This is a genomic window from Salinisphaera dokdonensis CL-ES53, from assembly GCF_040361215.1.
Lineage (GTDB): Bacteria > Pseudomonadota > Gammaproteobacteria > Nevskiales > Salinisphaeraceae > Salinisphaera > Salinisphaera dokdonensis.
Genome location: NZ_APND01000002.1, coordinates 619,093 through 645,510 on the forward strand (window position 1 = coordinate 619,093; position 26,418 = coordinate 645,510).

Below are 26,418 nucleotides of genomic sequence, written 5' to 3' on the forward strand. Positions count from 1 at the left end.
GCTAGCGTGGATGGCATCGACCGGAAAACCCGAGGTTCACGATGCGTTCAAAGGCCCACTTTTCGCTCCACGCTGTCCTGCTACTGTTGCTGCTGTGCACGGCGTTGGCCGCCAGCGCGGCGCCGCCGGCCAATGCGCCCGCCCACGGCCGGCATGACGGGCCGGGCAAGCATCACGGAAAACATCCGGGCCAGGAGCGTGGCATGAAAGACGACAAGATAGTGATCGCCCATCGCGGTGCATCCGGCTACCTGCCCGAACACACGCTGCCGGCCTATGCGATGGCCTATGCGCTGGGCGCCGACTATGTCGAGCCGGATCTGGTGATGACCGCCGACGAGCAGCTGATCTGCCTGCACGATATCCATCTCGAATCCACCACCGACGTCGAGCAGCAGTTCCCGGATCGCGCCCGTGCCGACGGCCGCTGGTATGCCGCCGACTTCACCCTCGACGAGATCCAGCAGCTCAATGTCACCGAGCGCACCAACCCGGATGGCACGCGCGTGTTTCCGGGCCGGTTCAAGGCCGACGCCAAGGGCTTCAAGGTGCCGACCTTCGTGTCGATGGTCGAGCTCGTGCAGTCGCTCAATCGCGAGACCGGTCGCGATGTCGGCATCTATCCCGAAACCAAGGACCCGGTCTTCCACGACAACGAAGGTCTGCCGATCGAACGCGTACTGCTCGACACGCTGGCCGAGTACGACTATGCAGGCCGCGATGCCAGGGTCTATATCCAGAGTTTCGGCTTCGAGAACCTGCGCGAGATGCGCGAGGCGATGGGTTCCGATCTGCCCATGATCCAGCTCATCGGTGGCGGCGAAGCCTTTGACGATCTGGTCACGCCGGCCGGCCTCGACGAAATCGCTACCTATGCCGACGGCATCGGCCCGGACAAGAACCGGATTGCCGATACCGACGGCGCGCTGGTCACGCTTGCCCATCAACGCGGTTTGAAGGTGCACCCCTATACCTTCCGTGCCGATCAGCTGCCCGACGGCACGCGCCGGCTCGAAGATGAACTACGGCGCTACTATTATCGTTATGACGTGGACGGCCTGTTCACCGACTTCACCGATATCGCGGTCGGCGTGGTTCACCCGGAACGCCGGGTTCGGCTCTACCCGAAATAGGGTGGCTGGATTGCGGCGCGTCCCGGCTGCTGGTGGTCAGCGGGCGCGTCGGGCCAGATTCTTGCGCCATTCCGGCGCCAGTGTGGGCAGGGCGGCAAGCGTCATCATCACCCGGCGCTGATCGGCATCGGGTCGGCGTGCGCCACAGGCCTTCCACATCATGGCCAGGGTGATGCCGTGATCGGCCCGCTCGATCCGCTTGAGCGTATCCCCGGCCTGTACATGGCCGGGTTCGAGCACGCGATAAAGCCAGCCAGCCCGTCCTTCGCCGGCCACCGCCCGGGCCAGCCCGGCGACGCCGGTACGTGCGCCGATCTTCCAGCAGGGCTGGCGTGGTTGGGCGATCTGGATCACCGCCTCGCCGAGCGCAAACACATCGCCGATGCCGACATCGTCCTCGGTGATGCCTTCGGTGGTGATGTTCTCGCCGAACACGCCGGGCACGAAGATATCGTCGTGGCCGGGGTATCGCTTGCGCCACACGGCATAGTGCTCGGCGGGGTAGTGGTTGAGCGCACGCTCGGCGCCGCCGTGATGGACATGGTCGGCCTGTACGTCGCCCGCTACGCCGTTCGCGTCGAGCCAGCGCGCGTCGCTGACCCCACGCTTGTCGATGCCGGTCGCCGCGCCGTCACAGGCGAGCGGGCCGAGCGCGCCGACCATCAGCGCATCGACAGAAACGGCGAGTTCGTCGGCGGTAATGTCCATGACCTGATCCTAGCAGGCGCGTGGGCCGTCCGCGCCTGTTGCTGCGGGAAGCGTTGCAGCGACAGGCATGGCACACTCGCGGGCCTCGATTGCTGTACAGAACAACGATGAATCGAATATCGGCCCACCAGCTCGGCCTGGCCGGCGGCGTCTGTACGCTGATCGGGATCGGCATGGCGCGTTTTGCCTATACGCCGCTAATCCCGGCGCTGGTGGAGGCCGGCTGGTTCTCGCCGCACGACGCAGCCTATCTGGGCGCCATCAACCTGTTGGGTTATCTGATCGGCGCTGCGACTGCTCATCGTGCGACGCTGATCTTTGGCGTGCGTGCGGTGCTCGGTGCCTGTCTCGCTATTACCGTAATCAGCTTCTATGCCTGCGCGCTGGACGCCGGCGTGTACTGGTACGGCTTCTGGCGTCTGGCCTGTGGAATTACCGGTGCGATGCTCGTTGTGGTCGGCGCGCCGGCCGCGCTATCCCGTGTATCGATCGCCGAGCGTGCCGGCACCAGCGCGCGCGTGTTCACCGGCATTGGCCTGGGTGTGATGGCCAGCGGCACGCTGGTGCCGTGGCTGGCCGATATCGGCGTCGCCGCGACCTGGATCGCGCTGGCGCTGGTGGCGACCGCCCTGAGCGCCTGGGCCTGGTTTGCGGTATTGCGTGATCTGCCGCCGCTGCCGGCCACCGACAGCCGTAACGGAGCGTCGACGCGCCTGCCGTGGCTTGCGCTCTGGCTGGTGATCGGCGCCTACGGGCTGGATGCGATCGGCTTCGTGCCGCATACGCTGTTCTGGGTCGATTACATCGCCCGCGAACTCGGCCAAGGCCTTGGGACCGGCAGCGGCTACTGGGTGGTGTTTGGCGTGGGCGCGATGTGCGGGCCGATCGTGGCCGGCATGCTCGCCGCGCGGGTGAATTTCCGACCGGCGCTGGCGATCGCGCTGACGATCAAGACCGCGGCGGTGAGCCTGCCGCTGATCTCGAGCCATTATCTGTCGCTGGGGTTGTCGTCGTTTCTGGTCGGGCTTCTGGTGCCGGCCACGGTGACGCTGACGTCAGGCTCGGTCGCGTCCCTGTCCACGCCCGAACGCCAGCAACAGCTCTGGGGTTGGGCCACGCTGGCGTTCGCGCTGGCCCAGGCGGCGTCGGCCTATGGCATGTCCTGGGGCTATGAGCAGTTCGGCAGCTATCGGCCGTTGTTCGTGATTGCGGTCATCGCGCTGGCGGCTGCCGCCGCGAGTGCGGTCGGCGGCGCGGTTCGGCGGGTGCCGTGAGCGCTCGCGCGGCTACCCGCAGCGAAGCGATCGAATCCGGCGGCTGGCGTCTGCCATTGGCCGGCGCGGTCGCGCTGCTGCTGGGGATTGGTCTCGGGCGTTATGCATTCACGCCGCTGATCACCCCGCTGGTCGAGCAGCACTGGTTCAGCGATGCCCAGACCGCGCGCCTGGGGGCCATCAACCTGTTGGGCTATCTGTGCGGCGCGGCCAGCGCGCATCGAATTGGCCGCCGTTTCGGCGAGCGCCGCACGATCGCCGTCTGTCTGATCGCGGTGGTGGCCAGCCTGTTCGCCTGTGCGCTGGACTGGGGCATGGTCTGGTATGCGCCCTGGCGGCTGATTGCCGGCTGGGCCGCCTCCACGCTGACCATCGTTGTCACGCCGGCGATCATGGCGCGTATGCCGGCGCGTGCCCGCCCGGGCGCCTCGGCGGTGATCTTTACCGGCATCGGCGTGGGCACCATCGCATCCAGCCTGATCGTGCCGTGGCTGGCGGATGCGAGCATCGCCGCGGCCTGGTGCGCGGTGGGCGTGGTCGGCGGTCTGCTTGCGGCATGGAGCTGGTTCGCCGTCTGGCGCACGTTGCCGGACCTGCCGGCGCGCGAGACCGGTACAGCGCACGCCGTGTCTGGCGTGGCCGTGCCGTGGCTGGCGATCACGCTGATCGTGGTGGCCTACGGGCTGAGCTCGGCGGGTTACGTGCCGCATTCGCTCTACTGGGTGGACTATATCGCCCGCGAACTGGGGCGCGGCCTGGGCAGTGGCAGTGCCTACTGGCTGTTGCTGGGTGTTGGCGGTGTGGTCGGGCCGGCCGCGGCCGGCATCACGGCCGCACGACTGGGCTTTCGTCCGGCGCTGGTGGCCTCGTTCGTGCTGATGACGCTGGCCACGGCCTTGCCGCTTGTTTCGACGCAGCCGTGGGCGCTGACGTTGTCGTCATTTTTCGTCGGTGCGATGGTGCCGGCGATCATCACGCTGACCGCTGGCGTGGTGGTCGATCTGGTCCCGATGGGGCGCCAGCAGCAGATCTGGGGTTGGGCGACGCTGAGTTTTGCTGCGACACAGGCCATCGGCGGTTTTGCCATGGCCCGGTTGTACGAACAGATCGGTCGTTATATCGACCTGATCGGTATGGGTGCTGCGATTCTGGTGATCGGCTGTGCCTGTGCGATGGCTGGCGCCGTTGCCGCGGCACGTGCCGAGCGTTAGGTTTGCCAGACGAGCGATAGCGCGGGACCCGAAATGTTCGATTATTCCTATGCCCACTGGCTGGCGTTTTTCGGTGCCGCGGCGCTCCTGAACCTGTCGCCCGGGCCGGATATGGCCTATATCCTCGGCCAGTCCGCGCGCCGCGGCGTGCGTTCGGGATTTGCCGCCATGCTGGGTGCCTGGAGCGGCACCTTCGTGCATGTGCTGCTGGCGGCACTCGGTCTGTCGGCACTGCTGGCCGCGTCGGCGCTGGCGTTCGGCATCGTCAAATGGGTCGGGGCCGCCTATCTGGTCTGGCTGGGTATTCAGGCCTGGCGCTCCGGCGGCGACACGCTGGTGGTCAATATCGACAATGCGCCGATCACCGATGCCGCCATCCTGCGCCGCGGGATACTGATTGCCGTGCTCAACCCCAAGGTCGCCGTATTCTTTGTCGCATTCCTGCCGCAGTTTGTGGTGGTCGGCGCGGGCCCGGTGCCGGCCCAGTTGTTTCTGCACGGCAGCCTGATCATCGCGGTGGCCGCATTCATCGAGCCGCCCATGGTTCTGCTCGGTGGACGGCTGGCGCGGACGGTACGCAATCATCCACGTGTCGGGCAGTGGATGGATCGTGCGCTGGGATCATTGTTCATCGCGCTGGGACTGCGCCTGGCGGCCAGTGGGCGCGCGGTCTAGCGTTCTCCGTTAGCGCTTCGGGCGGCGGATCTGCGGTCGAAAGCCCGCTGGCTTGTCGGCCAACCAGTCGATGAACGTGGCGATCTCGGGATGTTCCCGAAGAGCGGCGCGGCTGTTGTAGGTCTCGGCCAGTTCCTTTTCGCCGAGTACCGCATGGATATGGCTGTGGCAGGGCCGGCAGATATGCAGGATCGCGGTCAGGCGCTCCTCGCGGTCGAAGCGTTTGCGGATGCGCTTGAGCCGGTGGGTGCGGCGCGGGATCAGGTGGTGGCGCGTCGTGCGCACGCCGACCCGGCCGCAGAGTTCACAGCGCTTGTCGGTATCGGGCGGTGTGTCAGCCACCGTCCGCAGCGACGCCGTCGCGTCCGGTGTGGGCGAGGTCGGTGGGTTCCAGGTCGTCCAGTGCGTCGGACAGGAACTGCAGCATGTGCTGCATGCTGGGCACCGAGCGCCGGCAGGCGATCAGGCCGAATTCGAGTGAATCCCGATAGCTGACCATGCTGATATTGAGCGCCTGGCCGTCGAGCACGATCGACACCGGATACATGCCTTCGAGCGTCGCGTCGCCGTAGTAGAGCGTCTCGCTCGGCCCCGGCACGTTGGAGATCACCACGTTGAAGGACTGATGTTTCGGCGCGATGCCCGTGAGCAGGTTCATGCCCATCGGGGTGCCGAGTGCGGCCGTGAAGCCCAGGATCTGTTCGCTGGTCATGGCCTTGTAGCGACGTTTCCAGTGATCGACCGAGCGCTGGATGGTGGCCAGCCGCTCGATCGGATCGGCCACGTCGGTGGCGAGGCTGGCAAAGATCATGGCGATGTTGTTGCCGGCATCGCTATCGGCCGTGTGCAGGGACACCGGCAGCATCGCCACCAGCGGCGCGTCGGGCAGGGCGTCCTGTTCGATCAGGTAGTCACGCAGCGCGCTGGCGCACATCGCGAGCACGATGTCGTTGACTGTGGCCTCGTAGTGCTTGGCCAGCCGCTTGATCCGGTTAAGTGAATAGGACTGGGCCGCGAAACGCCGCGAGCCGCTGATACGCCGGTTGAGCATGCTGCCCGGGGCCTGGCTGATCGAGGTGAAGTCCGGGCTCTCGCGCGAATCCTGCCAGGCGCGCAGGATCTCCTGTCCGACGCGCGGCATCGCTGCCACCTGCCGGCCGGTGGCACCGAGAGCTTTGACGGCCGAGCGCCAGGGCGTGGGTCGGCTGCTCGGCTTGTTGTCTTCGCGTGGCAGATTCCAGGGCACGCACAGGCTGCCGGGTGTGGCCTGCTCGTTGAGTGATTTGCGTAGGACCCGCATTGCGCTGACGCCGTCCATGATCGAGTGGTGGAACTTGGTATAGATCGCGAAGCGATTACCGGTCACACCCTCGATGACATAGGTCTCCCACATCGGCCGCGAGCGATCCAGCAGCGCGCCATGCAGCATGGACACGAGTGCGAGCAGATCACGGATCGCGCCCGGCTGCGGCAGCGCCAGATGGCGCACGTGGTATTCGAGGTCGAAGCTGTCGTCGTCGACCCAGAACGGCTGGCCAAAGCGATATTTCAGCCGTCGATTGAACGGCGGCTGCACATCGGTGAAACCGCGCGCGGCATCCACGACTTCGCGGACGTATTCGCTGCCCGCACCCTCGGGTAGCGAGAACAACTGCAGCCCGCCTACATGCATGGGCTGGTTGCGTCGCTCGAGGCGCAGAAAGATCTGGTCGACGGGGTTGAGCAGCCGCATGGCGCGCCTCCTGACTGGAATCGTGCGAGCGTAGCGCCTGCACCATGGTCGCGCATAGCCCGAGCGATTACCGAGCGCGCGGCATGGCGATCAGGACAGGTCGATCGCGTGCGCCTTGAGGTCGGCCATGTCGATGATTTCGAGCGCGGCTTCGTCGGTCGCCGTCAGTGCGACTCGCGGCGCGACGCCGGCCTCGTGAGCCTCGGCCCAGCGATCCGCGCACAGGCACCAGCGGTCACCGGCCTTGAGGCCGGGGAAATCGAACTCGGGGTGCGGCGTGGCCAGGTCGTTGCCACGACTGGCAGAGAACTCGAGGAAGTCGTCGGTGACCACGGCACAGACGACATGCCGTCCGATATCGGCTGTGCCCGTGCGGCAGTATCCGTCGCGATAGAATCCGGTCAGCGGTGCATCACAGCAGCCGGCCAGTGGCTCGCCGAGAACATTGCGGGCCGGGGTGTCGGTCATCGTCTGGCTCATTGTTGCTGCATCTCCTGCTGACGCATGGGCATCTGGTCGATTTCGCCGAAGAAGGCGTCGACATCGAGTTCCTCGGTCTGACGCGATTTCACGCCGCCGTCCTTGCCGACCAGTACCGCCTCGAAACCGTCGGCTTCGTGCAGCGCCGTCAACGACGCGCGATCGATCGACCGGGATTGGTTGGATTGCACGGCCTCGGGGGTGACCACAAACCACGCAATATCGCGATTCTCGATACCGGTGGTGCGATTCAGCGTATCGGCCGCGTTCTGGCCGGCGGTCTGTGTGGGCGTGAATACCGCAATCACGCGGTAGTCCCATTTCAGGCTGTCCAGCGTTGCGGCTCCGGCCGTACCGGCACCGGCTATCGCGGAGAACAGGCTCGCGAACAGGAATCTACGCATGGCGGGTCTCGCGGATCGGGACAGGTTCGAGCCGGGCGGAACGGGTGCCGGGGACCGGCGCGTTGTCGCTGCCGTAATAGGTGGTGACCATCGACAGCTTGCGTTCGTCGGTGGTGTTCGCGCCGGCCGCATGCAGCAGGCCAGCATCGAAGAACAGCACGTCGCCGGGGGCAAGCTGTGCGTCGATAGCGCTCTCGATGAGGCGGGCGTTGTCGTCGCGGTCTTCGCGCAGGAACTGGTCGGCGTCCATCTGCTCGGCATCGAACGGCATGCGATGGGTGCCCGGCAGCACGCGCATGCAGCCGTTGGCCGGGGTCTCGTCGCCGAGTGCGAGCCAGGCGTTGACCAGGCGCGGGGTCTCGAAGGACCAATAGCGCAGATCCTTGTGCCAGGCCGTGGCCGTGGAATAGCGCGGCGACTTGGTCATCACGCAGTTGTGGTGATTACGGCTGAGCCAGACGTCGTCGCTGTCCAGCAGTTGGGCGACGATGGCGCTCAGACGCGCGTCCGCGGCCCAGTCGGCGAACAGCGGATCGCGGTCGTAGGCCTGCAGCAGGCGCCGTGGCGTATCGCCGCCTTCGGCGTCGCGGCTGGCCGGTGCGCCGGGGTAGGCGACATCGGCCTCGTACTCGATCGGCGCGACATGGGCGCTGGCGTGTTCGACGGCGGTGGTGCGCATGGCATTCAGGCGCTCGGCGCTGGCCAGTCCACGCATGATCAGAAAACCGTCGACCTTGAACAGTTCGCGCTGGGCCGGCGTGAGTGCCGGCTGGGTGGGCCTATCGATCGTCGCATTCATGCTCATGATTGTAGACTTGCGGGCTCACCAACGCCTACGCAAGGACAGACAATGAAGTTGCCCGACATCCGCTCGATCTATGCGCTGCCGGGCGGTCGGCGACTGTTGTCTCGCGGGATCGGCTGGGTGGCACCGTACTCGGGCAGTATCGGGGCGAAGGTCGAGGCACTGGCTGATGGACATGTCCGGCTGCGCATGCCGGATCGCCGTGCGAATCGCAATCATCTCAACAGTATTCATGCCTGTGCGATGGCGACGCTGGCCGAAACCACGGCCGGGTTGTCGGTGCTCTACAGCCTGCCGGCCGACATGCGCGGTATCGCCGTACATCTGGGCACGGATTATCACGCCAAGGCGCGCAGGCCGATCACCGCGACTGCGCGCTGGTCGGTACCGGCGGCGGGCGAGACGGTCGAGCGCGATATCGAAGTGCTCATGCACGATCGCAACGATGTCCTCGTGGCAGCGTCTATCGTGCGTTATCGCATGGGCCCACGCGGCTAGCGCGGACGGCGCGCTCATCCGTTGCGGCGCGGTTGACGTAGAGTCATACAAACCCCTTCCACGGCGGTGTGGATATGAAACGACGTTATTTTCTGGGTGCGATGGGCTCGGCTGCGGTCGGCGCGACCGTGATCGGTCGTGCACTGGCCGGTTCGTCCGAGGCGCCTGCCGGTGCCAAGACGGGCGACGCGCCCTCGGATGTGGAGGTCTATACCGTGGAGAAAACCGAAGCCGAATGGCGGGAACAGCTTTCGCCGGAAGCATTCGACGTGCTGCGCAAGGCTGGCACCGAAGCGCCCGGATCGAGCGAGCTGAACAGCGTGAAGGCCGACGGCGATTACATCTGCGCCGGCTGCGATCTGCCATTGTTCAAGAGTGAGTGGAAATACGAGTCCGGCACGGGCTGGCCCAGCTTCTACGAGTTCGTCGAGGGCCATCTCGACTTCAAGACCGACTACAAGCTGATCTGGCCGCGCAAGGAATACCACTGCGCGCGTTGTGGCGGCCATCAGGGCCATGTCTTCGACGATGGCCCGAAGCCGAGCGGCAAGCGCTACTGCAACAACGGCGTGGCGTTGAAGTTCGTGCCCGCGGGAAGCGGCGCCACCGGCTGAGCGGCGGCCGCTGCCTGATGAGCGCTGGCTGAAACGAAAAAGCCCCGGCCGAACCGGGGCTTTTTCATGTCCGTCGCGTCAGTAAATTACTGGCTGGCGCCGGCCGATTGCAGCAGATCCTTGTGCACGTTCGGCGCATCGGCCTCTACGCGCTTCCAGGTCTGCGATTTGCCGATCAGGCTGATGCCCATATAGCCGCGCACGTCCAGCGAATCGGCGCCGGTCTGGGTGGCCTTGGCCTTGTAGGTCTTGCCGTTGTCGGGCGAGTAGATATTGCCGCCCTCGAACTTGCCGTCGCCGACGTATTCGAGTCCCTTGAGCACGGTAACGCCGAGCAGACGGCGATCCTGCTTGGATTCATCCGGATTGTTCTTGTCGTAACGGGCTTCGCCGCTCTTCGAGCCCACGATGGTGCCCTTGTAGGTGCCGCCGTCCTCGTAGACTTCCACATAGCCGCCGGTGGCGGTTTCCCAGACGCCTTCGGCATCCGAGGCCTTCATTTCGGCGGCCATCGCGGTGCCGGCGGTGAGCAGCAGGGCGCTGGCCAGAAATGCACTCTTGAACATGGTTTTCCTCCTCATTGAAAACTGAAGATAGCATGCCGTACGAACCCGTACGGAAGATGAACGAAACGCGCTTGATAGCCGTCAAATGCCCGTCAATACAGCAATGCTAGACTGCGCGCTCATTCTGGCCGTGCCGTCTTCGTGGTGCGTGCCGCAGTAGGAAAGCCCATGTCCGGCGAAGCGCTGATTGCCGTATTCATCGATTTCGAGAACCTCGCCCTCGGCGTGAAGGATCTGCCCGGCGGCGAGTTCGACATGGGGCTTATCCACAAGCGCGTGCTGGAAAAAGGTCGACTGGTGTTCAAGCGCGCCTATTGCGACTGGAGCGCCTACCGCAACCAGATGAAGTCGTTTCACTCGATGGGCATCGAGATGATCGACATCCCGCAGACGCGTATCTCCGGAAAGAACAGCGCGGATATCCGCATGGTCGTCGACGCGCTGGATCTCTGTTACGCCAAGGACCATATCGATACTTTCGTGCTGGTCTCGGGCGATTCCGATTTCTCGCCGCTGGTCTCCAAGCTCAAGGAGAACAACAAGCGTGTGATCGGCTGCGGGGTGAAGTCCTCGACCTCGGAACTGCTGGTCGCCAACTGCGACGAGTTCATCTACTACGATGACCTGGTGCGCAAGTCCGGCCGGGCGCGCAAGCGCAAGGCAGAGTCCGGCCAGAAGCAGGACAAGGGGGCGGAAGCGCGCGACAAGCTGCTCGAGATCGTGTCGTCGCTGGAATCCGACTACGACCCGGTCTGGGGGTCGTTGGTGAAGCAGACGATCAAGCGTGTCTACCCCGGCTTCAACGAAAGTTACTCCGGCTTCAAGAGCTTCACCGATCTGCTCAAGTCGGCCGAGCAGCACGGTCAGATCACGCTGGAGTACGACGCCGAGCGTGGTAACTACAAGGTCGCGGTAACCTAGCACCGCACGACGGATTGGCGCTTTCTTTCAGCCGCCCGTAAAAAAAGCCCGACGCCGGTCTCGGCGTCGGGCTTTTTGTTATCCGGTCCTAAAGCCGGAACGCCGTGACTACATGGCGTCTTCGCCGCTCTCCATGCTCGAATCCGAGCCGGATTCGGCCGAACCCGAGGCACTGCTGCCGGATTCCATGCTCGAGCCGCTGCTGTCGCTCGACGCATTGCCGGACTGCGGCTCGGCGATGCCGACCACACCACAGGCCTGACGCGAACCGGCAGCGCCGATCGGCGGCTGGCTCGGATCATTGGCTTTGGCGTGGATGATCACACCGCGGCCGATGATCGCCTTGGCACCGGTGAGCGAGGCGCCGTCGAGCATGCCTTCGTGAGTGGCGCTGCCGTCTTCGCCGGCGTTCAGGTCGCCGAGATCACCGGTGATGTGGTCGATGTCCTCGGGCGGGTTCTTCGAGCTGCCCTTCAGGTTGAAGTGCGTGCCGGCCGACTTGCCGTCGCCGGACGAACAATCGCCATAGAGATGGAGATGGTAGCCGTGCTTGCCGGGCTCGAGACCTTCGGCCTCGGTTTTATAGGCCAGGCCGCCATCCTTGGGCGTGAAGCGGATCGTGGCCGACACGCCGTCGTTGCCGTTGGTGGCGTTGAGCACCGCGACCGCGGCCCGAGGCATGTCCTCGCTCGTGGCGCCGCCCGAGGCGCTGGCGCTCTCACCTGAAGCGCTGTCGTCGCTGGTCGCCATATCCGAGGACATGTTGTCCTGCGATTCGCCGGCGGCATCATCGCTCATCTGCGAGTCGTTGCCGCTTTCCATGGCGTTGCTGTTCTGGCTCGCGGTGTTGGTTTCAGGCGCTTCGCCGTTGTTGGCGGCGGCGTTGTCCTGTTCGTCGTTGTTGCCACATGCGGTCAGGCTCATGGCCAGAAGCATGGCGGCCGAGATGGAGACTACGGATTTCATCGTTTGCCTTCCTTTTCGTTTGAAAACATATGCGTGGTGGCGGTTCTAGCCACGTCGCGCGGCAATGCGGTCAACCATTGCCGCGGCATCGGTGTCGTCGGCGAACAGTTCGCCGTAATGGGCCTGCATCCATGGACCGAGATCATTGTCTTCACCGTCGCCGAGCAGACTGGCCAGCGCGTCGATATGCTCGCCGCCGCCGGTCGCGGCTTCACGGCTGAGCGGGTCGCGCTGGGAATCGACAAAGGCGACCGCCTGTCGATGGCGCGGGGTGTTCGGCTCGGTGACCGAGGCATCGGTGGAGGCGCGGCTAGAGGCCAGCATGCCTTTCGTGGCCGTGCGGGCCACATCCGCGGCGGTATTTGTCGTACTCGTCACGGCCGAGCAGCCGCCCAGCAAGAACGCGAGCATGGCCGCCGCCGCGGCGAGGTACAGGCGTTGCGGCCTGAAGAGAGAATAGCTGATCACGATAACCCTGATGACTGTTGTATTTTCTGACACGCTAGCGCCTGCGTCGTGCCAGCACAATACGTGGCTTTCGCCAGTCGCGCTGCGGCAAAACGCTTTCGAGCGATGCGGCTCGCGGTTTAATGTGGCGTTCAGCACAGGCCCGTCAACTTGATGGCGGTTCGCATGTGTTCGCTTACTCGAGTCCAACCGCCCGAGCCCAACCGCCAAGGAGCCCGCGTGACGCGAGAGGTCTTACGTACCCCCGAGGAACGCTTTTCCCGCCTGCCGGGATTCGCCTATGCGCCGCACTATGTCGAGGTGGACGGTCTGCGCATGCACTACGTGGATGTCGGTCCGCGCAATGGCCCGGTCGTGGTGCTCATGCATGGCGAGCCGACCTGGGCGTATCTCTATCGGTTCATGATCGAGCCGCTGGCGGCGGCCGGCTATCGCGTGCTGGCGCCGGATCTGATCGGCTGCGGGCGCTCCGACAAGCCGGGCGCTGTCGCGGATTACAGCTACGCCAAACACGTGGCCTGGACATGGGCCTGGTTCGAGCAGCTCGAACTCGCCGACGTCACGCTGTTCTGTCAGGACTGGGGCTCGTTGATCGGCCTTCGCCTGGTGGCCGAACATTCGGATACCTTCGCCCGCGTGTTCGTCGGCAACGGCTTTCTGCCGACCGGCGATCAGACCATGCCCAGGGTGTTCTCGCTCTGGCGGGGATTTGCCCTGCGCAGCCCAGTGTTTCCGGTGGGCGCGATCCTGCAGGCCGGCAGCAAGCGCTGGCTGTCACGCGACGAACGCGCCGCCTATCTCGCGCCGTTTCCCGACAAGCGCTATATGGCCGGAACCCGCGCCTTTCCGGCGCTGGTGCCAATCGCTCCGGACGACCCGGCCACGCCGGACAACCGTGCGGCATGGGAATCGCTGGAGAAATTCTCGCGCCCGTTTCATACCTGCTTCGCCGATGGCGATCCGATTACGCGAGGTGCCGACAAGGTCCTGCGCCGGCGGGTGCCGGGCGCGGCCGATGCCGAGCACACCACCATTCGCGGCGCGCGGCATTTCCTCCAGGAAGATCAGGGCGCGGCGATCGCCGAATTCATGCTCGCCCAGATGGGGCCTGCACGCTGAGCCGGTAGCCGCTCTGCGATCGCGCGAGTCAGTGCCAGCGCTGAATCAGCGGATTTCCTTGTAGAGCGCCTTGTACTGCGCCGCTGCCCGGCTGCGCGGTGCGAACGCTCGGACCGGCGCACGATGCGCGCCCATCTGTTCGACATGGGTGCTGTAGTCGATGAACGTCTTGGGCGCCTTCTTCATGATGTCCGGCGGCGATTCGATCATTTCGCGATGCATCTTGCGACGCCGGTCGGCCATGGAGAAGAAAGGCGTGACGCGCGTCTTGCCCACCTTCTTGTCGTCGACGTGCTCGAGTACTTCGTCGAGCGCACGTAGCGACAGCGGTGTGGGTACCGTCGGTACCAGCACCCGATCGGCTGCCCGCAGCACCGAAGTGGCCAGCGCACCGATGCCCGGTGGGCAGTCCAGCACCAGCACGGAATAACTTTCAGAGAACGGTTCGATCAGGCTTTCGAGCACCTTGCGGGGCTGTTTTGCCGCATGGATCTGTGCGTCCCAGTCGCGATAACCGCGGTCGCCCGGCAGGACCGACAGGCGGTCATGTTCGGTCGCCTGCACATGCCGGCCGAGCGCTTCCTTTCCCGAGACGATGCGTTTTGCAGACATCTCGGGGGACGAGTCGACACCCAGGTACCAGCTCGCCGCGCCCTGCGGGTCCAGGTCCCAAAGCAACACATGCTTGCCGGCTGCGGCCGCTTCATAGGCTAGATTGACCGCAGCGGCAGTCTTGCCGACGCCGCCCTTGAGGCTGTAAATCGCGTAAGTCTTCATGCGCTGAATCTTAACCAGAAAATCAGCGACGCATCTATCGCGCGCGCGTGACGCGGGCGTGTCGATTGACTGCCGCCGCGCAGCGGTTAGTCTGCCGTCCATGCGAATAGCCTTGATTGCCGATACCCACGGCATGCTCGACACGCGTATTGCCGAAGCCGTGGCTGGCGCCGACGTGCTGGTTCATGCCGGCGACGTCGGCAACGACGTGGTCGCCGCGATGACGCCGTTGTCTGAGCGACTGGTGATCGTGCACGGCAATAACGACCCCCAGGATTCAGGCTGGCCGCAAAGTGAAACGCTCGACCTGCCGGGTGGCCAGCTCGTCGTCATTCACGGGCATCAGTGGCCGGCCAAAACCCGTCATCGCAAACTGCGCGAACAGTTTCCCGACGCCGGGGCTGTCGTCTGCGGCCACAGTCACCGCCGGGTCATCGATCAGGACGTCGAACCGTGGGTGCTTAATCCAGGAGCGGCCGGGCGTACGCGGGCCTATGGCGGGCCGGGTTGGCTCGAGCTGATTGCCGGCACCGATGAGTGGCAAGTACGCGGACACGACTTGGCGCCAATGAAAAACAAACGGCGCTGATCAACCAGTTCGTTACGTTTCGCAGCCTAAAAATAGACGGGCGGCCAAGAGGCCGCCCGTCTATCACTCGATCGCCAAGGCGCCCTGAGTCAGGAACCGTGGCTCTGGTATCTATCTATGACGGCGACGGGACATGGCGACGAATCCGACACCGAAAAGTCCCAGGCCGAGTAGCGCCAGGGATGACGGCTCGGGGACGTCGTTCATTGCCACGTTGCCCACGTTCACTCGAATGGCCGACTCACCGAGCAAGGCGCTGTTCATATCGAATGCCCGCAACGAGAACGTGTACAGGCCAGCGACTGTCGGATCAAAGGGAGTGAACGAGGGCGCCCGATCCAGGAAGGGGTCGCCCGAAAGATAGTCGAATCCGAGATTCTGCGACCCTTGCGCAACGCTCGTGCTCGCGGCGAAGGCACCGGCATTGAAGAGGCCGTGTTCGCCTTCATCCGTGCCGCCCGCCGGATCAAAGTCATAGAGTAGATCGAAAGAGTAGTCCGCCAGTGATCCGTTGCCGCCGTATACCTCGCTGAAAAAGCTGAAGTTCCAGAGGGAACGGTTCTGGTCGCCGGTCGGTTCGGACGATCCGGGGTCGGCAAAAAAAGTACCTGCCCCGTCATTGGTTACCGGCGGTGCGGTCGATCCGCGAGGCGTAGCCGTCAGGCCCAGCGTGATGTTGTTGCCGTTGTTTTCGATACGCGTGATCGACACGGCGTCGTTGGGAATGCCGTCACCGCCGAATTCGACGTTGTCGCCCGTGCTGTCGTTGAGTTCGCCGAAGGTGTCGAATTGCGGTGTGATGGCCGCGGCCTGTGCAGTCACCGCAGCGCCTGCGCTCAAAACAAGCGCGAGCGCGCTGCCGGCTAGATAGCGGATACCTGAGTTGGTCATGATGCCCCCTGTGCATGGTGTAGAGGCAAGAACCATCGTGGGTCGCCTGCCGCGTTTTGTACGTCGCCTCGGGATGGAGGCGAACAAGGGGTTGCAAGAAACAAGCCTTGTGGAAATATCGTTAAATATCAGATTCTTGAATATAATTTTCAGTTTTTCTGACAAGGGTTGTAATCGTATCCGACGTCTAATTGGTCGAAAATTCCCGCCAAACGTGCTCGTGCCGTTTATCGGGTCGAAAGCGGGTGCAATAATTCCCGACAGGCGCGTCAGCTGTCGTCTGGCTCGAACGGATTGAGTCGCACTCACGGATCAGGACAAAGAAATCTTTTCGGCTTTTCCCGGAATCGGTCCGGCATGCGTCGCGTGGTGTGACAGGTGCAACTTGCACACTCGAATCCCGGTCTGGAGCGTGCGCCCAGGCGTTTGGACGTTGCATCCGGCCCTTGCGCGATGACTCAGACCAGCGCGTTGAGCGATTGCCGCAGCTGGTCGGCTTCACCGGGCGCGAGCGCGGCTTCGAGTTTGCGGTGAGTCTCGCGCCAGATGGGCACCGCCTCAGCTAGGAGAGTGCTGCCTTCCGCGGTGAGCGACAGGCGACGTGTGCGGCGGTCTGTCGGGTCGGGCTGTATCTCGATCAGGCCGCGTCGTTGTAGCGGTTTCAGATTGGCGGTGAGCGTCGTGCGGTCCATCGCAAGCAACTCAGCTACAGCACCGATCGGCGGCGGCTCGGGCCGATTCAACGCGATGAGCAGCGAAAACTGGCCGTGCTTGAGTGAGACGGGTCGTAATGCCTGGTCGAACCGCCGCGCCAGCGCACGGGCACTGCGTTGAGCGTGAAGACACAGGCAGGTGTCGCGAACTTCGAGCGTGGTTCCATGAGGAACATGTGTATTCGTTGACATGCGGTAATTATGTTGATATCAACATTAATGTACAAGCTGAGATCAACGCTTGGTTGAGGCAGTGGTTGGGTGAAGCGGGCGCCGAGCCCGTATGAAGTGCCAAGGGGCGTTCGGCCCCGCAGGAGGCTGTATGGGTTATATCCAAGGCTTTGTCATGGCAATCCCCGCGGAGAACCGGGATGCGTTCTCCACGCATGCGGGTCGCGCCTCGCCGCTGCTGCGCGAATTCGGCGCCGCCCGTGTGGTCGAGACATGGGGCGACGACGTGCCCGAAGGCAAGATCAACGATCTGCACGGCGCGGTGGCGGCAACCGCCGACGAGACCGTGTCGTTTGGCTGGATGGAGTTTCCGGACAAGGCAGCACGAGACGCCGCGTTCGACCAGATGATGTCTGATCCACGCATGCATGCGATCGGCGACATGCCGTTCGACGGCCACCGTATGATTTTCGGCGGTTTCGAGCCGCTGGTCGATGTCGGTGACGCCGGCGTGCCCGGTTATATCGACGGCTTCGTGTTGCCGGTACCGAGAGACAACAGGCCGGCCTATAAAGCCATGGCCGAACAAGCAGCGGTCGTCTTCCAGGAACACGGCGCCAAACGCGTGGTCGAGGCCTGGGGAGACGATCTGCCGTTAGGCGAGGTGACGGACTTCGCGCGTGCAGCCCATGCCGAGTCGAATGAAGAAGTGGTCTTCGCGTGGATCGAGTGGGCCGATCGCACAGCCCGCGATGCCGGAATCGCGGGCGCGATGGCGGATCCGCGGTTGGGCGAGACGCCGCCGGACATGCCCTTCGATGGCAAGCGGCTCATCATGGGTGGCTTCGAAGTGTTGCTTGTCGACGCCGATTGAGCCATCGACAGCAGGTGTTGCCTAGTAAATGCGATCGTCGCTGACCGGCGCGGCCGCTTCCCGCCCGGTCGCTCGGCCCGCGCTTTCTCCAGTGCAACCCAATGCATCGAGCACGAAGGCGTAGATCAGCGCCGTTTCCTCGAGCGCGGTGAAGCGCCCGGGCAGGCCGCCATGGCCGGCAGCCATATGGGTCTTGAGCAGCAGGGCGTTGTTGTCGGTCTTGTGGGCGCGCAGCTTGGCGACCCATTTCGCCGGTTCCCAGTAGGTGACACGCGGATCGGAGACGCCGGCGATCACCAGCGTCGGCGGGTAATCCTGCGCGCTGACGTTCTGGTAGGGGCAATAGCTGCGAATGGTCTCGAAGGCCTGTGCGTCGTCACGCGGGTTGCCCCATTCGGGCCATTCCGGCGGCGTGAGCGGCAGGGTTTCGTCCATCATCGTGTTGAGCACGTCGACGAAGGGTACGTCTGCGATCGCGGCGCCCCAGAGATCGGGGCGCTGGTTGAGCACCGCGCCCACCAGCATGCCGCCCGCGCTGCCGCCGTGGGGCACGATCGCGCCCGAATGCGTGTATCCGGTTTCGACGAGATGCTCGGCCACGGCGACGAAGTCGCTGAAGGTGTTCGGCTTGTGTTCGAGCTTGCCGTTGGCATACCAGCGATAGCCGCATTCCTGGCCGCCGCGCACATGGGCGATGGCGTGCACGAAGCCGCGGTCGACCAGCGAGAACCGGCTGGAGGCGAATGCCGCGGCTTCCGAGATGCCGTAGGCGCCGTAGCCGTGCAGCAGACAGGGAGCGCTGCCGTCGATGGGCGTATCCACATGATGGATCAGCGTAATCGGCACTTCCGCGCCGTCGGCGGCGGTGGCGTGCAGGCGCTTGACCACATAGGCGGCGGGCGTGAAGCCGCTGGGCACCGTGCGGCGCTTGCGCAGGCGCCGGGTGCGCTCGCCCATGTCGTAGTCGTAGGTCTCGTCCGGTGTATTCGGTGCGCTGTAGACGAAGCGCAGCGTATGCGTGTCGTGCTCGTAGCCGGGATCCACGCCCAAGCTGTAAGCCTCGGCGTCGAAACGGATGGCGTGATCCTCGCCATAGTTCTGGCCGCTGCGCTTGTCGGTCAGCACGATGCGCGGCAGTGCGTCGGCACGTTCCATACGCACGCGAAAATCGGCGAACTCGATATGATCGAGCAGCAGACGGCCGGGTTCGTGGGCGACGATCGTTTGCCAGTGCTCGCGGCCCGGGGTGGCGATCGGCGTGCGTACGAGCTTGAAATCCTCGGCGCCGTCGGCGTTGGTCATCATCACGAAGTCGTCGCCGTCGTCTTCGACGTCGTATTCCTGCCCCTCGATGCGTTCGGCAAGCAGGCGCGGTGCATCCCATGGCGAGGCCGAGTCGATGAAACGCGTTTCGCTGGTCGCGTGATCGTGGGCGTTGATCAGGATGAAGCGATCGCTCTGGGTCGTAGCTACGGAGACGAAAAAGCCCGGATCCGGTTCGGCATAGACCAGCTCGGCGGCCTCCGGCGCGTCGCCTAGGGCCAGCCGCCAGACCTTGCAGGGCCGGTGGTTGTCGTCGAGCGTGGTGAAGAACAGCGTGGCGCTGTCGGCCGACCACATCAGGTTGCCGGTGGTGTTGGTGATCGGCGGCTGGATTTCCTCGCCGCTTTCTATATCGCGGACATGCAGGGTGTAGGCCTCGGAGCCGCGCTCGTCGAGAGCGAAGGCGAGCAGCTTGTGGTCACAGCTGTGATTGACCGTGCCGAGGCTGAAATAGGCGCGGCCTTCGGCTTCTACGTCGCCGTCGAGCAGGATCTGTTCGTCGGGCAGCGGCTCGCCGGCCGGCGTGTCGGCGCCGCCGGTACGCGGGGCGCGACAGAAGATCGGGTGCTGGCCCGATTCGCGAAAACGCACGTAATAGAACCAGTCGCCGTCCGGCGTTGGCACGCTGGCATCGCGCTCCGCGATACGCCCGCGCAGTTCGGTGACCAGCGCCTGGCGCAGCGGGGCGAGCGGCGCCATATGCGCGTCGGTATGGGCGTTCTCGGCATCCAGATAGGCGGTGATGTCGGCGCCGAGCAGCTCGGGCTCGTGCATGGCCTCGCGCCAGTTCTCGTCACGCAGCCAGGCGTAGTCGTCGACAAGCGTCACACCGTGGCGGGTTTCGCTTACGCGCCGGCGCTCGGCGACGGGCGGCAGGCTGGAGGCGTGGCGGTTGTCGGTCGGTTGGGACATGCGGCGTCGATTGGGAACAGCGAACCGCCGATGATCGGGCCCGGGTCGGCGGTAATCAAGCCGGCCGATCGGACGTTTGCTCCGCTAGACGGCGTTGCGCTGTGCCAGCAACCGAAGCGCGCGCCGATAGGCCTGTTCCACGGCCGTACGATCCAGTGCGCTGGTCATGGCCTCGCCGGCGGCTTCGTAAAGCGCTTCGGCCTGTGCCTGCATGAGTTTGCGTTGATCGGCGTTGCGCAGGAATTCGCCGCTGTCGCCGATGCGCTTGAACATGTGCACGGCGGCGTTGCGGTCGCCGGCGAAGTATGCCCGCAGCTGGTCGAAGACAGCCGAGACCAGCGCGGCGAAATCGAAACCCCGCGCCCACACGCGCAGCTTGTCGTCGCTGTCGAAGCCGTGGCGACTGGAGATGTCGTCGCGGGCAACGCGATTGATCGCCACGCTCAGCCAGTCGAGACAGCCCATGGCGGTATACGGGTCGTTGATGCCGGGCGACAGCGCGCGGGCGGCGATCTCGACGAGTTCGTTGACCAGAAAGAACACGTCCTGCGACTGGGTGCGCTGGCGGCCCCAGGCATAGGCGTCGATGAGCCCGCTGGTCACGTCGTCGTCCACCCGCGCGGCCGGCCAGGCCCAGAGCAGCGTCTGGCCCGCGGCCACGAAATCGCCCGGCGAGCGCTCGATACGCAGCACCAGATCGTGGGTCGCCGCCTGGCGCACCAGCGAGCCGAAGATCAGGTTCTGGATATAGCCGTCGCCATCGGCGCGCACGGCGACCGCTTGCTCGGCAAAATCCGCCGGCAGATTGGCCGGCGGCTTGTCGCGGTCGGCTTCGACCCGGCGCTGGTATTCGTCTATGGCGCCGTCCAATTCGCTGGCGACATTGGCGACCACGTTGGAAACGTGCAGCGACTCGGTGATGTGATGAATGAAATAGATCAGCACCGCGAGGCTCGCCACCGCCATGCCCACCGCGAACAGCAGCGACAGATGCGGCACGAATGCTGCGCTGCCCTCATGGCCGGCCTGTACCACGCGCAGCAACAGCAGGCAGTACACGAACGTCGACACGAACGTACCGAGGGTGATCTGGTTGCCCCGGTCGTGCATGAAATTGGTCAGCAGGCGTGGGCCCAGCGTCGAGGTCGTGTAGGACAGCGCCGCGATGGTGATCGAGAAGGTCACGCCCGCCACACCGATCATCGAGCCGGCTACCGTGGTCAGCAGTCCGCGCGCGCCCTCGGCCTGGATGCTGTAGATCCAGGGGATGTTGGTGACCCAGGCCGCGCCGATGCGGCTGTCGATCGCGGTCAGCGCAAACGACAGCAGCGCCGCCATGATCGACATCACGGTGGGGATGAACCAGTAGCTGCCCTTGAGCGTGTTCCAGTACTTGATCAGTTGCGCCACTTGGCCTGATCCAATCGCTTGCGGATGATGGACGCACCTTACCCCATGCGAGGTCGAATCATGCAGCACGCCACGCAACGTCAAGTCGCCGGCATCACTATCGAATGCATCAAGGGCGACATCACTGACCAGCCGGATATCGACATCATCGTCAACGCCGCCAACAAGCAGCTCAAGGGCGGCGGCGGTGTGGACGGCGCGATCAATCGTGCCGCGGGGCCGAAGCTGGTCGAAGCCAGCCTCAAGCTCGCGCCAATCGAGGCCGGCGAGGCGGTGATCACCGAGGCCTTCGAACTGCCCAATCGACACGTCGTGCACTGCGTTGGCCCGGTCTACAGCCAGAGTCAGCCGGTGGCGGCACAGCTCGCCAGTTGTTATCGAACTGCCATGCAGCTCGCCGAGGACAACAGCGTGGGCTCGATCGCCTTTCCCGCGATCTCCTGCGGCGTCTACGGCTACCCACTGGACGAGGCTGCGAATATCGCCATCGACACCATCGTCGACTACGCATCCCAAGCCCAAAACGTCGAGACCGCGCGGTTCGTGCTGTTCTCGGACGACGCGCTGGCCGCCTTCGAGCGAGCGCTCGACGCGCATTGATACGTAACGCCGGGTGGCGCCAGCGCCGGCTTCACCGAAATGTCATGCAAGCCGTCTAGCGTGCGGTGGGGCTGCAGCGTGCCGGAAGTGCGCGCGCAGGCATTCCACCGAACAACACCACCGAGGGCGGGCCATGAGCGAGGAAATCGAAGACCATCGTTTGTTCAACCAGAGCGAGAACGAGCCGTTCTCTTCTGTGCTGGAGCGTCGCATCGCGCGTCGCAGCGTATTGCGTGGCGGCCTGGGCGTCGCGGCCGCGACCATGCTGGGCGGCTTTGGCCTGGCTGGTTGCAGCAGTGACAGCGATGGCGGCAACGACGATGCCGACGACGACATGGCCGCAGCCATGAGGCTCGCTTTCGAGGCCATCGCCGGCTCCCAGCAGGATGCCGTTGTCGTGCCGGCCGGTTATACCGCCCAGGTGCTGATTCCCTGGGGTACGCCGATCAACGCCTCCGCGCCGGCGTTCAGCGAGGAGCTGAATTTCACGCCCGAAATCCAGGCCAACACGGTGGGCATGCATCACGACGGCATGTACCACTTCCCGCTGAGCGAAGAGACCGCGTCGAGCGACTTCCTGCTCGCGATGAACAACGAATATATCGACCAGGGCGCGCTCTGGGCGCCGCAGGGTGGGGCGACCAACGCCAGTAGCGGCGTACGCCCGGCCGACGAGGTCCGTACCGAGATCAATGCCCACGGCGTGACGATCGTACGCATCACCAAAGACGACAATGGCAGTTGGGGGCTGGCCGACGACACCAGCTACAACCGTCGTATCACCACCGCCACCCCGATCGACCTGGCCGGGCCGGTTGCCGGCAGTGCGTACGCGGTAACCGCCTACTCGCCCACGGGCATGGCCACGCGCGGCACCAACAACAACTGCGCGAACGGCTACACGCCCTGGGGCACCTACCTGACCTGCGAAGAAAACTGGCCGGCGGTGTTCATCAAGGACAGCGATCGCGAGATCGACGATAACCGTATCGGCGTGTCCAGCGGGCGCGGTCGCTACGCCTGGGAAACGGCCGCCGGCGATGCCACCGAAGTCGATGGCGAGTTCGCTCGCTTCAACGCCACCCCGAGCGGCGCGACGGCCGCCGACGACTATCGCAACGAGCCGCGTACCTACGGCTATAACGTCGAGATCGACCCGTACACCAACACCTCGCGCCCGGTGAAGCGCACCGCGATGGGCCGTTTTCGTCACGAAGGCTGCTGGGTCGGCAAGCTGGTCGAAGGCGAGCCCGTCGTGTTCTATTCCGGCCACGACGCACGCAACGAGTACATCTACAAATACGTTTCGGACGTGATGTGGAGTGCTGCCGACGCGGTTGATCCAGCCGCTACGGGCGTGGATCGCCTGGCGCTGGGCGACAAGTACCTCGACAACGGCACGCTCTACGCCGCCCGCTTCAACGCCGACGGCAGCGGCGAATGGCTGGCGCTCACGCCGGAAGCGATGACCCAGGCCGGCGACCAGACGCTGGCGGCCGCGCTCGGCCTCGAAGCCGACGACCTGGCGGGCATCATCATCAACACCTGTGACGCGGCCGATCTGGCCGGCGCCACGCCGATGGATCGGCCGGAATGGGGCGCGGTCGATCCGGTCTCGGGCGATGTCTACATGACGCTCACCAACAACTCCGACCGCACGGCCGAGGGAACCGACCCGACCTATACCAACGATGGCAGCAATATCGAGGAAGCCGGGGTCGGGTTTGCTTCGGCACCGGTGAATGCGGCGAATCCGCGCACGTTGACGACGTTCGATGATGACGACGAGCCGGATGGCGAGAACAACCGCGACGGGCACGTCATCCGCTGGCGCGAACCGGCGCCGGGCGAGACCACGTTCAACTGGGACATCTTCGTGTTCGGCGCGCTGGGCCTCGACAACGAGCCCGACGATTACAACCAATCGGGGCTGACCGCGCAGAACTATTTCTCCAGCTGCGACGGCCTCTGGTATGACGATCGCGAAGACGGCAACGGCATCCTCTGGATCCAGACCGATACCGGCGGTACCGAAGTGACCAACGATCAGGTCCTGGCTGTCGTGCCACAGGGGCTGAACAGCGGCGATAGCGCTTCCGTGATCAATGCCGGCAATCAGGAACAGCTCAAGCGTTTCGCTGTGGGTCCGAACGGCTGTGAAGTCACGGGCATCTTCGCCACGCCGGACAAGACCGCGCTGTTCATCAACATCCAGCATCCCGGCAACTGGCCGGCCAGCGATTCTGACGACGCCACCGCCGAAACCAGCGGCAGCGTGCGCCCGCGTGCGTCGACCGTGGTGATCCAGAAAAGCGACGGTGGTCAGATCGCGGTCTGATCTGTCTGTTCGTTGACGATATCGGGGCCGCCTTCGGGCGGCCTTTTTCGTGCGGCTCCACGTGGAACCCCATGGAATCAAGTAGCTGCGGCGTGCGCAGCTCAATCGAGCAGGGTGAGAAGGCGTTCAGAGCCTGATCGATGCCAATGGGGTTTTGGGCTCGGTCAGCGCGTAAATCGCCAGCCCCGGCACGGCAGGGCTGCAATTGCGCCCGTGGCGATTCGCTCGGTCTAGTAGAGAAAACAGCGTGCCGTATGCCCGTCGCCGAAATCGCGGGCTTCCGGGTCCTCGCGTTTGCAGCGTTCCATCACATGCGGGCAGCGCGGATGGAAATGACAGCCCGTCGGCGGGTTGGCCGGTGAGGGCAGATCGCCCGCCAGACGGATGCGCTCGCCGTCGCGCTGATTGACGCTCGGCATGGCTGACAGCAGCGCCTGCGTGTAGGGATGCTTGGGTTCGCGCAATACCTGCTCGGCGGGGCCACGCTCGACGATACGGCCCAGATACATCACCGCGATATCGTCGGCGAGATAACTCACCACCGCCATGTCGTGGGTGATGAACAGGTAGGCTAGCCCGCGCTCAGCCTGCAACCGCTTGAGCAGATTGAGCACCTGAGCCTGCACGGACACGTCCAGCGCACTGGTCGGCTCGTCGCAGATCAACAGGCTGGGTTCGAGCGCCAGTGCGCGGGCGATACAGATACGTTGACGCTGGCCGCCCGAGAATTCGTGCGGATAGCGATCGAGTGCGGCTTCCGGAAGGCCGACGTCGGAAAGCAGATCGGCGGCGATCGCGCGCCGATCCGTCGCGTTCTTGCCGATACTCTGCGCGATCAGGCCTTCGGAGATGATCTCGCCGACCAGCATGCGCGGGTTCATGGCCGAGAACGGATCCTGGAACACCATCTGCAGATGTCGGCGAGCCTGGCGCAGGCGCTTGCCGCGCAGCGCGGCCAGATCCTCGTCGCCAAACCGCATCGTGCCGCGGGTCGGGTCGAGCAGCCGCGCGAGCGCCCGCCCGAGGGTAGTCTTGCCGCAGCCGGATTCGCCCACGAGCGCGAGAGTCCGGCCACGTTGAATGGTCAGCGATACGCCGTCGACTGCGCGCACATGGCCGACCGTGCGCTTGAAGATGCCCTTGGTGATCGGGAAATGGACCGCCACGTCCTGGGCGTCGAGCAGCGTGTCCGGTGCCGCTTCGCGCTGCGCATCGTTGTCGCGTACGGCTTCGGCCTGTTCCAGCGCCGCCGGTAGCGGCGCGCCTTCCTGCGCCGGATCGTAAAGGTGACAACGCACCCGCGAGCCCGAGTCCTCTCGCCAGGCTGGCGGCGTTTCGCGACAGGCCGCCCATGCATGTTCACAGCGGTCGGCGAAGCGACAGGCCGGCAGATTCGTGGTCAGCGGCGGCACGGTGCCGGGGATTGCCGCCAGGCGCTGGCCGCGCTGGGCCGCGCCCGGCAGCGAGGCGAACAGCTTGCGCGTGTACGGATGGCGCGGCGCGGCAAACAACGTGTCGCGATCGGCCAGCTCCACGATATGCCCGGCATACATCACCGCCACGCGATCGGCGACTTCGTTGACCACGGCCAGGTCGTGGGTGATCAGCAGCAGCGCCATGCCGCGTTCGCGCTGCAGGCGCGCTAGCAAGGCGAGAATCTGGGCCTGGATGGTGACGTCCAGCGCGGTTGTCGGCTCGTCGGCGATCAGCACGTCCGGCTCGCCGGCCAGTGCGATTGCGATCACCACGCGCTGCTTGAGCCCGCCGGAGAGCTGGTGCGGATAGGCATCCCAGCGCCCGGCCGGGTCCGGCATGCCCACTTCTTCGAGCAAGGCGAGCCCGCGTTCGCGAATCTTTTGGCCGCGCAGTTTCAGATGCGTGCGTAGCGCTTCGCCGATCTGCTGGCCGACCGTGAGCACCGGGTTGAGCGCGCTCATCGGCTCCTGGAACACCATGCCGATCCGCGCGCCGCGGCGTTCGCGCATGGCGGCTTCGGACAGTGCGAGCAGATCCTCGCCGCCCAGGCGCACGACGCCGTCGAGTACCCGCGTCGCCGGCTGCGGCGCCAGCCCCATGAGCGACAGCGCGGTCATCGACTTGCCGCAGCCGGATTCGCCCAGCAGCGCCAGCGTTTCGCCGGGTGCGATGGAAAAACTCACGTCATCGACCGCGCGCAGCACGCCGGCCGGCGTATCAAGGTGGGTTCGTAGCGCTTCGACTTCCAGTAGTGGCGGATTGCGCGTCAT

The 26,418-nt window shown here is 64.9% G+C and carries 27 protein-coding genes; 12 read left to right on the plus strand and 15 right to left on the minus strand.

Annotated elements, in window-relative coordinates; genetic code table 11:
- The first annotated feature begins 41 nt into the window (after positions 1-41).
- On the plus strand, positions 42-1,133 hold the full coding sequence (glpQ, locus tag SADO_RS08710) for a glycerophosphodiester phosphodiesterase (protein WP_353110789.1): 1,092 nt from the start codon (positions 42-44) through the stop codon (positions 1,131-1,133).
- Between the two features lie 36 nt (positions 1,134-1,169).
- On the opposite strand, the gene SADO_RS08715 is transcribed toward glpQ, so the two are convergent.
- On the minus strand, positions 1,170-1,841 hold the full coding sequence (locus SADO_RS08715; RefSeq protein ID WP_353110790.1) for an MOSC domain-containing protein: 672 nt from the start codon (positions 1,839-1,841) through the stop codon (positions 1,170-1,172).
- Positions 1,842-1,948: 107 nt separating this feature from the next.
- Between SADO_RS08715 and SADO_RS08720 the strand changes: the two genes are divergently transcribed.
- Genes SADO_RS08720 through SADO_RS08730 form a run of 3 tightly spaced genes read left to right on the plus strand, consistent with a single transcriptional unit; the run spans position 1,949 to position 5,001 of the window.
- A complete protein-coding gene (locus SADO_RS08720) occupies positions 1,949-3,115 on the plus strand; it encodes a YbfB/YjiJ family MFS transporter (RefSeq protein WP_353110791.1) in 1,167 nt (388 codons plus the stop codon).
- A complete protein-coding gene (locus SADO_RS08725) occupies positions 3,112-4,326 on the plus strand; it encodes a YbfB/YjiJ family MFS transporter (RefSeq protein ID WP_353110792.1) in 1,215 nt (404 codons plus the stop codon). Before SADO_RS08720 ends, SADO_RS08725 begins: the two co-directional genes overlap by 4 nt.
- A 33-nt stretch (positions 4,327-4,359) precedes the next feature.
- A complete protein-coding gene (locus tag SADO_RS08730; protein ID WP_353110793.1) occupies positions 4,360-5,001 on the plus strand; it encodes a LysE family translocator in 642 nt (213 codons plus the stop codon).
- Between the two features lie 9 nt (positions 5,002-5,010).
- On the opposite strand, the gene SADO_RS08735 is transcribed toward SADO_RS08730, so the two are convergent.
- From SADO_RS08735 to SADO_RS08755, 5 genes are all read right to left on the minus strand, one after another.
- Complete coding sequence (locus SADO_RS08735) at positions 5,011-5,343, minus strand: hypothetical protein (protein ID WP_353110794.1); 333 nt, start codon at positions 5,341-5,343, stop codon at positions 5,011-5,013.
- Positions 5,336-6,733: a WS/DGAT/MGAT family O-acyltransferase gene (locus SADO_RS08740; protein ID WP_353110795.1), complete on the minus strand. Its 1,398-nt coding sequence runs from the start codon at positions 6,731-6,733 to the stop codon at positions 5,336-5,338. The genes SADO_RS08735 and SADO_RS08740 overlap by 8 nt, the downstream gene beginning before the upstream one ends.
- 90 nt (positions 6,734-6,823) lie before the next feature.
- Positions 6,824-7,213: a DUF2237 family protein gene (locus SADO_RS08745; RefSeq protein ID WP_434547893.1), complete on the minus strand. Its 390-nt coding sequence runs from the start codon at positions 7,211-7,213 to the stop codon at positions 6,824-6,826.
- Positions 7,210-7,617: a DUF4174 domain-containing protein gene (locus tag SADO_RS08750; RefSeq protein WP_353110796.1), complete on the minus strand. Its 408-nt coding sequence runs from the start codon at positions 7,615-7,617 to the stop codon at positions 7,210-7,212. Before SADO_RS08750 ends, SADO_RS08745 begins: the two co-directional genes overlap by 4 nt.
- Positions 7,610-8,422, minus strand: coding sequence for a phytanoyl-CoA dioxygenase family protein (locus SADO_RS08755; protein ID WP_353110797.1), 813 nt, complete (start codon positions 8,420-8,422; stop codon positions 7,610-7,612). The genes SADO_RS08750 and SADO_RS08755 overlap by 8 nt, the downstream gene beginning before the upstream one ends.
- Before the next feature lie 45 nt (positions 8,423-8,467).
- On the opposite strand from SADO_RS08755, the gene SADO_RS08760 reads away from it, so the two are divergent.
- Both SADO_RS08760 and msrB read left to right on the plus strand, forming a co-directional pair.
- Positions 8,468-8,920: a DUF4442 domain-containing protein gene (locus SADO_RS08760; RefSeq protein WP_353110798.1), complete on the plus strand. Its 453-nt coding sequence runs from the start codon at positions 8,468-8,470 to the stop codon at positions 8,918-8,920.
- Positions 8,921-8,994: 74 nt separating this feature from the next.
- Positions 8,995-9,534: a peptide-methionine (R)-S-oxide reductase MsrB gene (msrB, locus tag SADO_RS08765; RefSeq protein WP_353110799.1), complete on the plus strand. Its 540-nt coding sequence runs from the start codon at positions 8,995-8,997 to the stop codon at positions 9,532-9,534.
- 86 nt (positions 9,535-9,620) lie between these two features.
- On the opposite strand, the gene SADO_RS08770 is transcribed toward msrB, so the two are convergent.
- Positions 9,621-10,100: a DUF2147 domain-containing protein gene (locus SADO_RS08770; protein WP_353110800.1), complete on the minus strand. Its 480-nt coding sequence runs from the start codon at positions 10,098-10,100 to the stop codon at positions 9,621-9,623.
- Between the two features lie 168 nt (positions 10,101-10,268).
- Here SADO_RS08770 and SADO_RS08775 point away from each other — a divergent pair, with 168 nt between their 5' ends.
- Positions 10,269-11,021, plus strand: coding sequence for an NYN domain-containing protein (locus SADO_RS08775; protein WP_353110801.1), 753 nt, complete (start codon positions 10,269-10,271; stop codon positions 11,019-11,021).
- A 108-nt stretch (positions 11,022-11,129) separates the two neighbouring features.
- On the opposite strand, the gene SADO_RS08780 is transcribed toward SADO_RS08775, so the two are convergent.
- Both SADO_RS08780 and SADO_RS08785 read right to left on the minus strand, forming a co-directional pair.
- Entirely contained in the window at positions 11,130-11,987 is an 858-nt protein-coding gene (locus tag SADO_RS08780; protein WP_353110802.1) for a superoxide dismutase family protein, read from the minus strand.
- Positions 11,988-12,032: 45 nt separating this feature from the next.
- Positions 12,033-12,593, minus strand: a complete 561-nt coding sequence (locus SADO_RS08785) for a DUF3015 family protein (RefSeq protein WP_353110803.1) — start codon at positions 12,591-12,593, stop codon at positions 12,033-12,035.
- Positions 12,594-12,674: 81 nt separating this feature from the next.
- On the opposite strand from SADO_RS08785, the gene SADO_RS08790 reads away from it, so the two are divergent.
- Positions 12,675-13,574 (plus strand): haloalkane dehalogenase, encoded by a 900-nt coding sequence (locus tag SADO_RS08790; protein WP_353110804.1) that lies wholly within the window; start codon positions 12,675-12,677, stop codon positions 13,572-13,574.
- A gap of 45 nt (positions 13,575-13,619) precedes the next feature.
- Here the strand turns inward: SADO_RS08790 and SADO_RS08795 are convergent, their stop codons facing one another.
- Positions 13,620-14,351: a ParA family protein gene (locus SADO_RS08795; RefSeq protein ID WP_353110805.1), complete on the minus strand. Its 732-nt coding sequence runs from the start codon at positions 14,349-14,351 to the stop codon at positions 13,620-13,622.
- A 100-nt stretch (positions 14,352-14,451) separates the two neighbouring features.
- Here SADO_RS08795 and SADO_RS08800 point away from each other — a divergent pair, with 100 nt between their 5' ends.
- On the plus strand, positions 14,452-14,940 hold the full coding sequence (locus tag SADO_RS08800; protein WP_353110806.1) for a metallophosphoesterase family protein: 489 nt from the start codon (positions 14,452-14,454) through the stop codon (positions 14,938-14,940).
- Positions 14,941-15,051: 111 nt separating this feature from the next.
- On the opposite strand, the gene SADO_RS08805 is transcribed toward SADO_RS08800, so the two are convergent.
- Positions 15,052-15,867, minus strand: coding sequence for a PEP-CTERM sorting domain-containing protein (locus SADO_RS08805; RefSeq protein WP_353110807.1), 816 nt, complete (start codon positions 15,865-15,867; stop codon positions 15,052-15,054).
- A gap of 422 nt (positions 15,868-16,289) precedes the next feature.
- Positions 16,290-16,736, minus strand: a complete 447-nt coding sequence (locus SADO_RS08810; protein WP_353110808.1) for a MarR family winged helix-turn-helix transcriptional regulator — start codon at positions 16,734-16,736, stop codon at positions 16,290-16,292.
- Between the two features lie 130 nt (positions 16,737-16,866).
- On the opposite strand from SADO_RS08810, the gene SADO_RS08815 reads away from it, so the two are divergent.
- Complete coding sequence (locus SADO_RS08815) at positions 16,867-17,589, plus strand: DUF1428 domain-containing protein (RefSeq protein WP_353110809.1); 723 nt, start codon at positions 16,867-16,869, stop codon at positions 17,587-17,589.
- 21 nt (positions 17,590-17,610) lie between these two features.
- Here SADO_RS08815 and SADO_RS08820 read toward each other — a convergent pair whose 3' ends face one another.
- A complete protein-coding gene (locus SADO_RS08820; protein WP_353110810.1) occupies positions 17,611-19,824 on the minus strand; it encodes a S9 family peptidase in 2,214 nt (737 codons plus the stop codon).
- A gap of 84 nt (positions 19,825-19,908) precedes the next feature.
- Positions 19,909-21,234, minus strand: a complete 1,326-nt coding sequence (locus SADO_RS08825) for a DUF2254 domain-containing protein (protein ID WP_353110811.1) — start codon at positions 21,232-21,234, stop codon at positions 19,909-19,911.
- 45 nt (positions 21,235-21,279) lie between these two features.
- On the opposite strand from SADO_RS08825, the gene SADO_RS08830 reads away from it, so the two are divergent.
- Both SADO_RS08830 and SADO_RS08835 read left to right on the plus strand, forming a co-directional pair.
- Positions 21,280-21,834, plus strand: coding sequence for an O-acetyl-ADP-ribose deacetylase (locus SADO_RS08830; protein WP_353110812.1), 555 nt, complete (start codon positions 21,280-21,282; stop codon positions 21,832-21,834).
- A 133-nt stretch (positions 21,835-21,967) separates the two neighbouring features.
- Positions 21,968-24,172, plus strand: coding sequence for a PhoX family protein (locus SADO_RS08835; RefSeq protein ID WP_353110813.1), 2,205 nt, complete (start codon positions 21,968-21,970; stop codon positions 24,170-24,172).
- Positions 24,173-24,402: 230 nt separating this feature from the next.
- On the opposite strand, the gene SADO_RS08840 is transcribed toward SADO_RS08835, so the two are convergent.
- Complete coding sequence (locus tag SADO_RS08840; protein ID WP_353110814.1) at positions 24,403-26,418, minus strand: ABC transporter ATP-binding protein; 2,016 nt, start codon at positions 26,416-26,418, stop codon at positions 24,403-24,405.